This window comes from Limnospira sp. (assembly GCF_051859755.1).
Taxonomy (GTDB): Bacteria; Cyanobacteriota; Cyanobacteriia; order Cyanobacteriales; family Microcoleaceae; genus Limnospira; species Limnospira fusiformis.
Map to the genome: position 1 here is coordinate 28,379 of NZ_JBIMLI010000030.1, position 13,465 is coordinate 41,843.

Consider the following 13,465-nt stretch of genomic DNA (forward strand, 5'->3'; position numbering starts at 1 on the left):
GTGAAGATCCATTTGTCTTATTTCAACTGCGGGGACGCTTGAAAGAAGAGATTATCGCTAAATTGCGAAATATACGGGGTTCTGGTGGGGGGAAAAAAGACAGAAAAACCTCCAAAGTATCCCCCTCTGTCAAGGGTTATGAACCTCCTGTGGTGAGTGAATATTGGCAGTATAAACAACAGTTGGAATCTTCTTTAGTCGTGATTTCACCACCTCCAGGAAGCGAGACAGTTTTGGATGTGTTAGGTCCAATTCCTCTGGGGACTACAGCCACGGCGGCGGATGTGGTTATGCAGTATTTAGAAACCATTTATAAAAATGTCAGCGATCGCGCCGTTTTGAGGGGATTCAATCGAGAGTCGGAAGGCTAATTTATCGGGAAAATAGATGCGATCGTTGGGGGTAAGTCTTGGGGTTGATTCATCATAAAATCCGGCTTATATTTAGCCAGTACATTAGCCGAATTAAACCCCCAAGTTACCGCGATACTCTTAATTTTCGATTTGTGGGCTGCGGTGATATCTCTGGTTTCATCTCCCACATAAACCGCTTGATGTTTGGGGATATTTTGCTGTTTTAGTAGGCGGTTAATAATTCGGTGTTTCCCAAAGAGTGTTGACTCGGAATTCAGATTATCAAAAAGTGCTAAAACACCATGTCGGTTTAACACAAATTCCACATTACTTGGTGAGTTAGACGTGATAATAGATAGTTGACAGCCTTGGTTTTTCAGGTCGTTTAAGGCTTCAGGAATACCCGGAAATAGAGAAATAGATCCGAGATTATTTTGTAATTCCTGCTGGACTCGGCGCAGGAGTTTAGGAATTTTGAATAGGGAGATATTAGACAGCTTAATAATTTGCCAAGAATTGAGATTTTGTAATTGCTGTAAATCAGTGGCTGTGGTGGGGGAATATCCAAAATCTGCCGCCAGGTCATTGGTAATGCTAATCACCACTTCCAAGGTATCAGCTAAAGTCCCATCAAAGTCAAATATGATAATTTTTTCATGTTTTTCATGGCGATCGACCATAAGGTTTAAGATATCTTTAAAAATGGCTATCACCAGTATACTACCCCCACCATAACATTTAACTCAGATAGGGATGAGATGAACCCCAGCCCAAATAGGCTTTAACTATATTAACCGCAATTCTCACCTGACTAGCCCCCATGGAAATTTTATAGGGTTTATGGGGGTTTTTGGGGTTAGGATCTATCGTGACCACATTATTTTCCCATAGACGACTCTCCCGCGACCAGTCCAGTTGCGCCAACTGAGATATTTGACTTCGATTAAACTCATTTTGCTGACCGTCATAGGTCATATATAACAGTCGCCCCAGTATTTCCAAACCCACCCGAAAACCTAATAAATATTTTTCCTTAAAATTAGCCACTTCTTCAACCGTTAATTCATCCACACTCTGATTAGCAATATGTGATGTGACCGGACATTCCGAAAAAAACTGATTCAGACATTGAGTTAATTCATGGGATGCCATTTCTACATCATAATCTTCTAAGTCATTATCCGGCTGATTAGTAAAAGCACAACTGACCAAATTCACAATATAAGCATTAGTATAAATCAACTTCTGCTTAGTGGAAGGGCTTTTTTTCACCTTCTCAGTTTTCCCATAAAACATGGAAACGCGATTGACCAAATTTTTGGTAATCCCAATGCGACCGGAATGTTCCCCAAAAGAAACCAGCAAAGATTTATCTAATTGTCTGGCTTGCGCCATATCCCTAAAGTCGGTCTGACACTGGTTAAAATTCTCCTCCAAAACCAAAGTAATCGGAAAATCATCCTCACCGATTAACTTTCCTAAATCACTTTCAATTAATTGATGAATGGCGGTTTTGCGGTGTTGTCCATCAGTGATATCTAACTTATGACCACGGGGAATTATCACAAAACACACGCCTCTACCCAAGTCAAGAATTTGGATATCTTCAGGATTAACATTAGCTGTCAGTGTTCCCAAAATCCAGGGTTTATTTTTATGAACACGCTGGATAATATAGTCTTTAATTTCCTCAGCATGACCTTTAATCTCCGGTCGATTTTTGCCAGAGTCCGGGTCATTTCCCTGGGAGGGTCGCGCCTGTAGGAGAGTTGGTAAATCTTGGGCTGGGACATTAATTTGAATCATTTGTCGCCCTCCCTGGTGACACATCAACCCCAAATAACACCTCTCGCGGAAGTATTGATTATAAAGAGGTGCCACCAAATGGTCTATTTTATTGGTAGGTTCATCATTAACCATGGTTTGATTAGTTGGTATGAATTTATATCTATTGTTAGATGATATCACAAATCTATAGGGTCAGGTAATCCTACTTCCCTGGGTTTAACTATCCGACCCTCAAAATTAATCGCCCTATTTTCAAAAGTCCGCGCCTCAGCCAGTTGTTTGCGTATCATTGCCTCATCCATTAATTCGGTGATTTCTCCTAGTAAATAAACAATTAAATCAGTAGCCAAAGACCGACCAGCTACTCGGACTCGGCGTTTATTGGGATCATATAATACGCCATACCATATAGATTGAGGGTATTCTATATGATTAAAACCACCCTCGGCATCAAATTTAACTAACTTTTTAAATACGGTTTCCAAGGGTTGTTGATAGTGAAATACCACCTTACCAATACCATGAGCGATCGCTATTTGTCCCACGGGTCTAAATAAAATATTTCCTAATCCTGGGGGGCGTTCAAATCCAAACCTTCGCAAATCAGGAGTTTCCATTCCTTGTGTAAGTTTTTGATAACTGGGTAAACTCGCCAAACCATCAAATAAACTCATTAATTCCTGAGTACCTAATGCCAACTCTTCGGGTTCGGGACGGTAGGGAACCAAACCGGGTTGTGGCGCTTTCCAACCTCGAAATTTAGGGTAACAACCTAGATATAATTCCGCCATATCTCGTAAGGCTTGTAAGGTAGTTAATACTGTTGATTTGGTGGCAACTGTGGCGCTATCCCAGTTAATCCGAGGCTTACGTCCGGGTTCATCTTGGAGTAGGGGATGATTAACAGCTACTTGGCGACAAACAATAGAAAAGCCATCATTTTCATCTAAGGCGGCTAACTGTCCTTTACTGAGTTTAACTGCCATTTGATTAAGGTGTACAAAAATAGACCTAATTCGCCTTTGTGCTTGCTGTCTAGTCTCTCCAGCCAAGACGGCGGGGATAAATTCAATGCCAATGGTTTCGTGGTTTAAGGCGGCTAGTTTATCTTGTGGGTGCATATTTACTATAGGCAATTTATCCCAAGTGATGGGTTCACCGACAGGCTTTTTGAGTTTGCTATAGGGTTGTATTTTCCGGGTTGTTAATAATTCTATGACTCCCTGAATCCCCATGAGTCTATGCTGTCCATCTAAAGCAAAGACAGAGACGGAAGATGATAAATCTAAGATGCCGATTTTTCCATGTTCATCTAAGGGGATATATTGGGCGGCTGAACAGGTAGCTTGTCCGTTTTTATCCCATTGTGGTGCTTGCGGGTTATCTACCCAGTGGGGACTAATAACGACGACGAGGGGGGGAAATTTCCGATCCCAATTGTGGGTAATCAGGTATTGTACCAAGATGGCTTGACGTGACCAGTCTAGGGGTCGCTGGAGTATAGCATCAATGGTTTCTGCGCCTCTTTCTATATTTTGGGTTTCGGGGTCAATGTGGCTTTTAAATAGGGGTAATTCGGAAGCATAACCAATGTGACTGGCAGCCCATTCTAGGCTGACTGCGCCTATATATCCTTGGGTGACTCCCATTGATGTCGGTTGAACTAAAATGCGATCGCTATTATTTAACAACTCGGTTAGCAGTTGTCCTAGTTCCCCTGGCTGTCCCTCGGTTTTTGGGTTCCTTGCGATCGTCATAGCTATTGTACTACTATACTGATATGGTTTTTAAAAACTTCTGTCCCCAATCGCATACTATCCTATATGGGGCATTTCGGCAAGGCTATTCTATCTGTTAGGAGGTAAAATGTCTTCAGAAGACCAACAAGAAGTCAAGGATCTTGAATATTACTGTAGGTGTATCAGAGAAATTAAAGTGTATACTAATACGAAGCTAGGAGTTAAATGCCGTAATCAGCCCACTTTGCTACTCTCAGTTATTCATTTAATAGCTAACGGCACAATTGCTGAAAACAAAATCCTTATCACTGAAGATTTAATTAATGTTTTTAAAAAATATTGGTCTGTCTCATCAGACACCAGTTTTAAAAACAGTGATTTTGCTTTACCGTTTTTTCATTTAAAAAATGGACAAAAAAAAGGAAAGTATAAGTTTTGGCATCTCCAATATAGTTCTGAATATGATGGTGGCAGACCTCAAACTATACCCAAACTCAGGCATGATGTTGATTATGCTTATCTCGATGAAGAAATGTTTCAATTGATTATCAATCATGATTATCGCCAGAAAATGGTAGATCAATTAATCACTTTTTGGTTTACTAAGGAACAAGAAATATTAGAGTCAATCTTTGAATCTTATCGGCCCTAATTTGATATTATTTATCAAATTTTTCAATATCCAAACATTCAATTATTAGCAATATCCATGAATACGTTTTCACAGCTTCCAATTATTCCAGAAAACCTTCAAACATCCAATAATGGTAACAGAAAAGTTGAAGATTTTTTACAAGATTTGGAAATACTGGAACAAGAAATCAGGGAATTGTACGTTGAAGACCAAACACCCTTAGTTATTGGCTGGAGTGGAGGCAAAGATAGTACAGCAGTCCTTCAATTGATTTGGAATGCTATTGCTTTTTTACCGGAAGAAGAAAGGACTAGAAAAATTTATGTTCTCACCAATGATACTTTAGTTGAAAACCCAATTATTTCTGCCTGGATTCGCAATTCTCTAAACCAAATAACCATAGCTGCCCAACAGCAAAAAATGCCTATAGAAACTCATTTAACTTATCCAGCAATTAAAGATACATTTTGGTGTTGTCTAATAGGTAAAGGATATCCTGCACCTAGAAATAGGTTTCGATGGTGTACGGAAAGACTAAAAATCAGCCCTGCTGATGCTTTTATTAATGAAACCATTAGAAATCATGGTCAAGCTATTCTGGCTTTAGGAACTCGTAAAGCTGAAAGTATCAAACGCGCGGCTAGTATGGCAAAGCATAGGAAATGGCGAGTACGCGATCGCCTTAATAGCAATCCCAAAAGACCCAACTGTTTAATTTATTTGCCAATTGAGGATTGGAGAACTGACGAAGTTTGGATGTATTTAATGCAGTTTAAAAACCCCTGGGGACAAGATAATAAAGACTTGTTTGAAATGTACCGAGGCGCTACAGCAGACAATGAATGTCCTTTAGTTATTGATACCTCAACCCCTAGCTGTGGAAGTTCTCGTTTTGGCTGTTGGGTTTGTACATTGGTGAGTCAAGATAAATCAATGGAAGCCATGATCCTAAATGATGAAGCTAAAGAGTGGATGCAGCCTCTGTTGGATATTCGTAATGAATTAGATGTAAAAAATGATCACGATAAAAGAGACTTCCGGCGGATATTTGGGACAGTGCAATTGTTTGAAAGGAATGTTGACGGAGAAACGTCAGTCGAACCGATACCAGGACCCTATAAACGAGAATGGCGGGAATATTGGTTAAGGCGGGTATTAGAAGCTCAACAACAGGTTCGTAAAAATGCACCGCCTGATATGCGGGATATAACCTTAATTCAACCGGAGGAACTTAGCGAAATTCGGCGGATATGGTTGGAGGAAAAACACGAATTTGATGATAGTTTGCCGAGAATTTATCAAGAGGTGACAGGAGAACCTTTTGAAGACCCTCGCCATGGTGGTGGTAATGCTATGTTGGGTGTGGATGAATGGCAGATTTTGGAGGAACTTAGCGAAGGTGATCCGATGTATTTAGAACTGATGACCAGACTCCTGGATACTGAACGACAGTATAAAACTATGTCGCGGCGTACCGGAATCTATGATACCTTAGAAAGATGCTTTGAAACCAGTTCTCGATCGCAATCAGAAGCGATCGCAAATGCACACTATCAGCGAGACCTGAAACAAGCCGCTAAGGAAGGAAAAGTTGAAGATATCAAAAAAATTGTCAATGGTGAAAAACCGGAACCTCCCCAACAGCTAAACTGGGCGAGTCTCAAATTTAGTTAAGCGTCATGTATTAAGATGCTTCTGGGGGTTAGTTATCCCGTGATTTGTGATTGGTCACAAGTTGGATTAATTAACCCCCTAGGATGAAAATTGATGCCTTGATTTGGTGCAACTCAAGGGGGCTATATCCTAACTCCATAAGTTGTTGATTTCTGGCTCCACTCTATTAACCTTTACGGAAACTGCTATTCTGTGATTTTCCTGGAATTGACTCTGCAAAACTTCGGCCCCTATCGCGGTAAACAAGTTATTAACCTGCGTCCGCAAATGACTGGTGAAACGGTCAGTCCTATTGTCCTACTTGGGGGGATGAATGGAGGCGGAAAAACTACGCTAATGGATGCTATGCGCTTGGTGTTTTATGGTGCGCGCGCCCAATGTTCGACTAGGGGAAATATTGCCTATCCTGATTTCCTCAAACAGGCGATTAATAAACATACCCCACCCCATGAAATGACCTGCGTGGAACTATTATTTGAACATATTTTAGAAAATAAACAGGTGGAATTTCGCATCCAAAGACGCTGGAATAGACATCTAAAAAATGGTAAGGATACGTTGGGTATTTTGATTGATGATTGGCCGGATAAGGGTTTGGTGGAAACTTGGGATGAACGAGTCGAAGATTTCTTTCCTTTGGGAATTTCTAATCTGTTTCTATTTGATGGGGAACAGGTCAAGGAATTGGCGGAATTAGACAGTCCTCCGAGTACGGTTATCCAGGCTATTCAGTCCCTTTTGGGGTTGGAGTTGGCGGAACGTTTATCGGTGGATTTGAATATTTTGGTGAGTCGGAAACGCAAGGAGTTGGCTGAGGTCTCTGAGTTGGCTACTTTGGAAGCAATTGAGTCAAAGTTAAATGAACAAATAGCAGATTGGGAAGAGGCAAAGTTGCAGGTTGTGCGACTTGATACGGAGTTACAAAAAGCCCATAAACGAGAAAGACAAACTCGTGATAAGTTTCGGACTGAAGGGGGTAAGGTAGCCCAGGAAAGAGACCAAATTGAAAGACAATTACGGGAGGAACAAGAGAGGTTAAATGAAAAGCGCGATCGCTTGCGAGAAATGGCGGCTGCTTGGCTACCTTTGGCATTAATTCAGCCTCTGTTAGAGCGGGGAAAAGTGCAGGGGGAAAAGGAAATTAGGGAGAAAAAAGCCAGAATTGCGCGGGAGGTGGTGGCGGAACGCGATCGCCGATTATTGGAGTATTTGAAAACTCTGGATTTGGGCGATATTAGTTTGGATAAGGTTCGGAGTTTTTTGGAGTCGGAGAGTTCCACCAGTTCCGATGATTCTTTACAGGATTTTTGGTTAGATATGGATGAAATTACTCTCGGACAGCTTACCAGTGTTCTCGAACATCAACTCCCTAATCAAATTAGCCAAACCAAGTCTTTTAAAAATGAACTGATAGGCATTCAGGAGACGATTGTAGCTAAGGAAAGACAGCTAAATGTGGCGGCACCCCCGGAGGTTTACGAAGAACTTTTACAGGCGGTTTCTGATGCGGGGGCGGATGTGGCGAAGGTGAAAAGGGATTATGATCAAGCTATAATTAAGCGCGATCGCTATGAGGCTATGGTGGAAAAAACTAAGAAAGAATTGTCCGAATATAGCCAGGTGACTATCGATCGCAAAAATGCCAACCACATTATCCAAACTTCCGAAAGGGTACAAAAAACTTTAGTACAATTTCGGGAAAAGTTGACCCTCCGAAAACTTAATAAGCTGGAAATAGAAGTGACTGAATGCTTCCGCTATCTTCTCCATAAATCAGACCTAGTTCATCGAGTCGTTATTGCTACCCAAGATTTTAGTTTGTCTCTGTATGACCCCCAAGGTCAACCCGTCCCCAAACATCGCTTATCTGCCGGGGAAAAACAACTATTGGCGATCGCTTTTTTGTGGGGTCTGGCGCGGGTTTCTGGTCGCCAGCTTCCTATTGCTATTGATACCCCCCTGGGAAGGCTAGACTCCTCTCACCGCTATAACCTAATTGAACGATATTTTCCCTCCGCCAGCCATCAGGTAATTTTGCTATCTACAGATACAGAAATTGGCGAACCCGAATTAAAAAGCCTCCGACAACAAGAGGCGATCGCGCGTGAATATTTACTTAAATATGACCCCAAACAAGGACACACAACTATTGTACCTGGTTATTTTATCAACAGTTAATTTTTCTGGGTTTGTAGCCAAATTTCTAAACTCACTAATAACCAGAGTTTAATCCCAAATTTTTGATAAGCCGGACTTTGGGGGTTGAAAAGTTCCTTAATAAACTTTTGGTTAATATAAGGGGCGATCGCCGCATTTTTATTGAACAATAATGCCTGGGTGCGTTGTTGCCAATGGTGGTAAAACCACGAACCTACAGGAACCCGCATCCCACTTTTTGGGCGATAAATAATCGAGGCTGGTAATACATCAGTAACCGCTGCTTTTAACACGGCTTTCTCATTAGCAGCAGAGAGTTTATACACCGGTGGAACTTGTAAACTTAGGTCAACAACTCGCTGATCAAATAATGGCGATCGCCCTTCTAAACCCGCCGCCGATGTCATATTACTCACTTTGGTTAAAATATGGTCTGCCCCCTTAAATTTAATATTAATTAGCATCAATCGATTTAAATATTCTTGGGCGGAATTTAAGTCGGGTTCAAATACTGACGGCGCATCTTTTACCTGCTGCCAAATTTCCGGTTTCAGAAGTTCCGGTAAATGGGGATAGCATTTTTTAAAAGACTCTAAATAGGTGGTCAGACGATTGGGAAAATGGTTGTAAATATTCCCATACAGTTCATAGAGTAACATCGGCTTATTTTTCGGACCGCCAAAACAAGGGTCGCCTCCTTCCCCGTTTAAAATAACTCCGACATCCTGTTTGGCTACCTGTCCCAATAAATAGTTAGGAACTGTCAGAGGATCACCAATAGGATCGTCTAAATTTGCCATAGTAATTGCTAGATTATCCCATACAGTTTCTGGCTGGATTTCCAGAATATGATGCTGAGTTTGGCAATGTTCCGCTACTAAATTGGCAAATTCTAATTCGTTGGGATATTCAGCCCCAAAATGGATTGAATAAGTATGGACTTCCTGCTGATGAAATTTACTGGCTAAAGCTGTAATCGCACTAGAGTCTAATCCCCCTGATAAATAAGCGCCTACAGGTTCCCCAATAGGTAGGGATTCTGCCACTACTTGATTAAGAAGCGATCGCAATTTTTGGCTGTAATATTCTAGGGGTTGATCGCGATCGCCTATTTGTTCTTCCGGTTGCCAATAAACTTGTATTTTCCGAGATTTCCCAGGGTATGACCATTCGTGTATTGTCCCCGGACGTACTTCTTTTACCCCTTCCCAGATGGTTTGTTCTCCCGGAATAAACGCGCAAGAAAGATAGTCTCGTAAAGCTAGATAATCTAATTTTTGGGGATGAAATTTCCCTAGGCTTCTCAGACGAGGTGCTACCCGCAAAATACCTTGATTAATTGTATAGTATAGGTTTCTCCCACCTACAGCATCTCGTGCTAACCACAGTCGCCTTTGGCTTCTGTCCCAAATCACTAGGGCAAATATTCCTTGTAACTGCGACAGGACTTCGGGAATATTATCCCTGTGATCTAAATCGTCTAATAATTGGTCAATATCCCCATTAATTAAACTACTCTCCCCTACTATGACAAATCGCTGCTTTAAGCTGATAATTGGCTGGGTTTGGTAAATCGCAATTGTCTCCTCTTGCCAAGTTATTTCATTCGATGGAGTGATATCATTACCTAAACTTACCCACCAATTTGGCCGGATTTCTGGCTCTGGTAATCTTTGACGATGACGAGGTTTCAAAAGCTGCCAGGATGATAAAAAAGACATATTCAGGGATAGGTGCTGCTCCAAGTTGCATTTTAGCCGAAATTCCTTCGCAGGGGTTGACAAATTGGTGCAATTTGTGGGATTATTTAAGTGTAATGCTTCATAATCGAACTCTAACGGTTTGCTAAAAAAATGCCAATATTCCCATTATCTAAAAAGTATAGCACAAGTCAGCCCCAAAAGCTACCCCCCCAGAAAAAAGGCGATTTTTTTAACATTTCTTAACTTTTCTTTACAAAACTTCACAAAATCAGGTTAATAGCAATTTTTGGTTCATCAAAGCGATCGCCCCAAGCATAATCTGATGTTCACATACTTGAATGCGCTGATGGAGAGTTTCGGGAGTATCCTGGGGTAAAACGGGGACAGCGGCTTGCATCAAAATCGGACCGCTATCAACAGCCAACTCGACAAGATGGACGGTACATCCTGTAATTTTAACTCCCGATTCCAAGGCTTGTTCAACGCCACGAATACCGGGAAAACTGGGCAATATAGCGGGGTGTAGGTTAATAATTTGGTGAGGAAAAGCGGCTACCAAAACCTGGGTAGCAATTCGCATCCATCCCGCAAATACAACCAAATCGAGATCATATTGATTGAGGGTATCAACAACCTGCTGATCAAAACTTTCTCTAGTGGGGTAGTCGCGGTGATTAACCAGAATAGTGGGGATATCAAACTTTTCGGCGCGTTGTTTAACCTTAGCCTTGGGGTTATTGTAAACTAAAACCTGTATTTGGGCGTTAAGTTGTCCATCGCGTATTTTTTGGGCAATTACTTCAAAATTACTGCCACTACCGGAAGCCAAAACCCCTAATTTGATGGGTTTTCCGGGAATAAATAGGGGGTCAGGTAAGGGGGGATAAATTAGATAGGGTGTAGAATCAATGGGGTTTTGATAGGGAATCATGGATTTAAGCAATGATATCGCTGCTGTGGCTAGAATAATTCCGGCACTTGAGTAAGTATACGCGAAAGGGGAATAGGTTAGGCGAAATGTTCAACCCAACCTACTACCAAAACTGGGGTAAGATTATGCGATCGCCGAATTATCCCATTGCCAATAGGGCAACTTAGCAGCAGTAGTGCGGATCTGGTCATGATTAGCAATCAACTGACCGCAATTATCCCAACTACCATTAATAAAGGACTGTCGGGAGCCTTCATTCATGTTCACATCAATAGTTAAGTCGCCGCCGTGAACTTTCAGCATCCCCAGATCCATGATAATTTCAACTTGGGGATTTTGCTGTAATAACTGTTGTAATTGTGTGACCGCCTCTGGTGTAGCGGTGACACAGGGAACTCCGATCGCCACGCAATTACCAAAAAAGATTTCGGCGAAACTTTCCCCGACAATAGCTTGAATACCCCATTTGGCTATAGCTTGGGGAGCGTGTTCTCGGGAGGAACCACAGCCAAAATTTTCATTAACCACCAAGATATTAGCACCTTGATATTGTGGGAGGTCAAAGGGATGATTTCCGTTTAATTGTTGACGGTCATCAGCAAATACTTGTTGTCCCAAACCATCAAAGGTTACACAGCGTAAAAACCGGGCGGGAATGATGCGATCGGTGTCAATATCACCACCAACTAAGGGGATACCGCGTCCTGACACCTTGTGAATTTTACTCATGATTTTTGACTAGGAAGATTCGGATTAGTTAACAAGAGGAAATAAGGAGAGTTCCCCCCTACCCGGTTGCATCAGGTAATGGGGGTACTAATTAACTAGGCTTCGATTAACTTACGAACATCGGCAACTTTTCCGTTAACCGCCGCCGCGACGACCATGGCGGGACTCATTAATAATGTGCGTCCGGTAGAGGAACCTTGACGGCCTTTAAAATTGCGGTTAGAAGAAGATGCACTAATTTGGTTTCCCTGTAACTTGTCAGGGTTCATAGCCAAACACATAGAACACCCGGCTTCTCGCCACTCAAAACCTGCTTCTCGGAAGATTTGATCTAGTCCTTCAGCTTCAGCGGCTTGTTTAACTCTTTCGGAACCGGGAACTACAAAGGCTTTCACCCCTGGGGCGACTTTGCGACCTTGGGCAAATTTAGCCGCCTCCCGTAGGTCGGTTAAGCGTCCGTTGGTGCAACTTCCGATAAAGCAAACATCAACTTTGGTTCCCTCAATGGGAGTTCCGGGGGTAAACTCCATATAGCGGTATGCTTCTGATGCGATCGCCTGATCGCTTGGGGGGAGATTTTCCGGTTTAGGGATGACCTCATCAACGCCAATACCCTGTCCGGGAGTAATTCCCCAAGTGACCGTCGGGGGAATATCAGCAGCATCAAAAGTTACCACATCATCATAAACGGCATCGGCATCACTGCGAATTTGTTGCCACCAGGCGATCGCTTTATCCCAATTTTCGCCTTTGGGGGCAAAATCGCGGTCTTTGAGATAGTCAAAAGTGACTTGATCGGGGTTAACATAACCACAACGCGCGCCACCTTCAATAGACATATTACAAACAGTCATCCGTTCTTCCATTGACATGGCTTCAATGGTGGTTCCGGCGTATTCGTAAGCATAACCCACGCCGCCTTTAACTCCCAATTGTCGAATCACATGGAGGGTGACATCTTTGGCGTAGACACCTGGGGGGAGTTGGCCGTTAATTTCAATGCGGCGAACTTTGAGTTTTGATAAGGCTAGGGTTTGGGAAGCGAGAACATCCCGAACTTGGGAAGTACCGATACCAAAAGCGATCGCCCCAAAAGCGCCATGGGTGGAGGTGTGGGAGTCTCCACAGGCGATCGTCATTCCCGGTTGAGTTAGGCCTTGTTCCGGTGCGATCACATGGACAATGCCTTGATTACCCGAACCGATGTTATAAAATCGGATCTTGTGTTCCGCACAGCTTTTTTCTAAGGCTCGCATCATCTCCTCAGCCAGGACATCCACGAAGGGACGAGCTTGATTTTCCGTGGGGACGATATGATCCACCGTAGCCACGGTGCGTTCTGGAAATAGGACTTTCAATTGGCGATCGCGTAACATCGCGAAAGCCTGGGGACTTGTCACCTCATGGATCAGGTGTAGACCAATGAAGAGTTGAGTCTCACCGGATGGTAGGGTTCCCACTGTATGGAGGTCCCAAACTTTATCAAATAGTGTTCCTTTGCTCATAAAACCATCGGTTAATCGGCGTATCGAACGCGCTGATATATCTGCCCTATTTTAACCTGTTTGGGAACTGTGGTAAAGCGGGGCGACGGATCGACCCCCTCAAATGCCCTAATTTCCCAACTATCTTAGGTTTTAGCCCCCGATCACTTTTCCGATTTGCTATAATAGAGATAACGTGCGAGACGTTTAGGAGTCAAATAAGGCTGCAATGCCTGAAATAACCTCCTAGAGGGCAATTAGACCTTCAACCAG

The 13,465-nt window shown here is 42.6% G+C and carries 10 protein-coding genes and 1 pseudogene; 4 read left to right on the forward strand and 7 right to left on the reverse strand.

From position 1 onward, the window contains the following. A pseudogene (locus ACTIE0_RS07800) lies at positions 1 to 371 on the forward strand (hypothetical protein); the annotation flags it as partial. On the opposite strand, the gene ACTIE0_RS07805 reads toward ACTIE0_RS07800, so the two are convergent. Genes ACTIE0_RS07805 through ACTIE0_RS07815 form a run of 3 tightly spaced genes read right to left on the reverse strand, consistent with a single transcriptional unit; the run spans position 368 to position 3,898 of the window. Then, a complete protein-coding gene (locus ACTIE0_RS07805) occupies positions 368 to 1,066 on the reverse strand; it encodes an HAD hydrolase-like protein (RefSeq protein WP_083806317.1) in 699 nt (232 codons plus the stop codon). The pseudogene ACTIE0_RS07800 and the gene ACTIE0_RS07805 sit on opposite strands and share 4 nt — an antisense overlap. Positions 1,067 to 1,091: 25 nt before the next feature. Further along, a complete protein-coding gene (locus ACTIE0_RS07810; protein ID WP_006670169.1) occupies positions 1,092 to 2,273 on the reverse strand; it encodes a DNA sulfur modification protein DndB in 1,182 nt (393 codons plus the stop codon). A 44-nt stretch (positions 2,274 to 2,317) separates the two neighbouring features. Beyond that, the gene (locus ACTIE0_RS07815; protein ID WP_006670170.1) at positions 2,318 to 3,898 is read right to left on the reverse strand and encodes a DGQHR domain-containing protein; all 1,581 of its coding nucleotides are present in this window, start codon (positions 3,896 to 3,898) and stop codon (positions 2,318 to 2,320) included. A gap of 109 nt (positions 3,899 to 4,007) precedes the next feature. On the opposite strand from ACTIE0_RS07815, the gene ACTIE0_RS07820 reads away from it, so the two are divergent. The 3 genes from ACTIE0_RS07820 (at position 4,008) to dndD (ending at position 8,366) form a co-directional block, all read left to right on the forward strand. Further along, entirely contained in the window at positions 4,008 to 4,532 is a 525-nt protein-coding gene (locus tag ACTIE0_RS07820) for a hypothetical protein (protein ID WP_006670171.1), read from the forward strand. A 57-nt stretch (positions 4,533 to 4,589) separates the two neighbouring features. Further along, positions 4,590 to 6,188: a DNA phosphorothioation system sulfurtransferase DndC gene (gene dndC, locus ACTIE0_RS07825; RefSeq protein WP_006670172.1), complete on the forward strand. Its 1,599-nt coding sequence runs from the start codon at positions 4,590 to 4,592 to the stop codon at positions 6,186 to 6,188. Positions 6,189 to 6,380: 192 nt separating this feature from the next. After that, positions 6,381 to 8,366, forward strand: a complete 1,986-nt coding sequence (gene dndD, locus ACTIE0_RS07830) for a DNA sulfur modification protein DndD (protein WP_006670173.1) — start codon at positions 6,381 to 6,383, stop codon at positions 8,364 to 8,366. On the opposite strand, the gene ACTIE0_RS07835 is transcribed toward dndD, so the two are convergent. The 4 genes from ACTIE0_RS07835 to leuC all read right to left on the reverse strand — a co-directional run bounded on the left by ACTIE0_RS07835 (position 8,363) and on the right by leuC (position 13,213). Then, positions 8,363 to 10,066, reverse strand: a complete 1,704-nt coding sequence (locus tag ACTIE0_RS07835) for an asparagine synthetase B family protein (RefSeq protein WP_006670174.1) — start codon at positions 10,064 to 10,066, stop codon at positions 8,363 to 8,365. The genes dndD and ACTIE0_RS07835 overlap by 4 nt on opposite strands. Before the next feature lie 250 nt (positions 10,067 to 10,316). After that, on the reverse strand, positions 10,317 to 10,979 hold the full coding sequence (purN, locus tag ACTIE0_RS07840) for a phosphoribosylglycinamide formyltransferase (protein ID WP_006622240.1): 663 nt from the start codon (positions 10,977 to 10,979) through the stop codon (positions 10,317 to 10,319). A gap of 123 nt (positions 10,980 to 11,102) precedes the next feature. Next, entirely contained in the window at positions 11,103 to 11,708 is a 606-nt protein-coding gene (gene leuD, locus ACTIE0_RS07845) for a 3-isopropylmalate dehydratase small subunit (RefSeq protein WP_006622239.1), read from the reverse strand. 95 nt (positions 11,709 to 11,803) lie between these two features. Beyond that, entirely contained in the window at positions 11,804 to 13,213 is a 1,410-nt protein-coding gene (gene leuC / locus ACTIE0_RS07850) for a 3-isopropylmalate dehydratase large subunit (protein WP_006622238.1), read from the reverse strand. Positions 13,214 to 13,465: the final 252 nt, after the last annotated feature.

Bases quoted from the DNA above. Each gene is read 5' to 3' on its own strand.
- leuC (WP_006622238.1), bottom strand. From the start codon at position 13,213: ATGAGCAAAGGAACACTATTTGATAAAGTTTGGGACCTCCATACAGTG.
- ACTIE0_RS07815 (WP_006670170.1), bottom strand. From the start codon at position 3,898: ATGACGATCGCAAGGAACCCAAAAACCGAGGGACAGCCAGGGGAACTA.
- leuD (WP_006622239.1), bottom strand. From the start codon at position 11,708: ATGAGTAAAATTCACAAGGTGTCAGGACGCGGTATCCCCTTAGTTGGT.
- ACTIE0_RS07810 (WP_006670169.1), bottom strand. From the start codon at position 2,273: ATGGTTAATGATGAACCTACCAATAAAATAGACCATTTGGTGGCACCT.
- dndC (WP_006670172.1), top strand. From the start codon at position 4,590: ATGAATACGTTTTCACAGCTTCCAATTATTCCAGAAAACCTTCAAACA.
- ACTIE0_RS07835 (WP_006670174.1), bottom strand. From the start codon at position 10,066: ATGTCTTTTTTATCATCCTGGCAGCTTTTGAAACCTCGTCATCGTCAA.
- purN (WP_006622240.1), bottom strand. From the start codon at position 10,979: ATGATTCCCTATCAAAACCCCATTGATTCTACACCCTATCTAATTTAT.
- ACTIE0_RS07820 (WP_006670171.1), top strand. From the start codon at position 4,008: ATGTCTTCAGAAGACCAACAAGAAGTCAAGGATCTTGAATATTACTGT.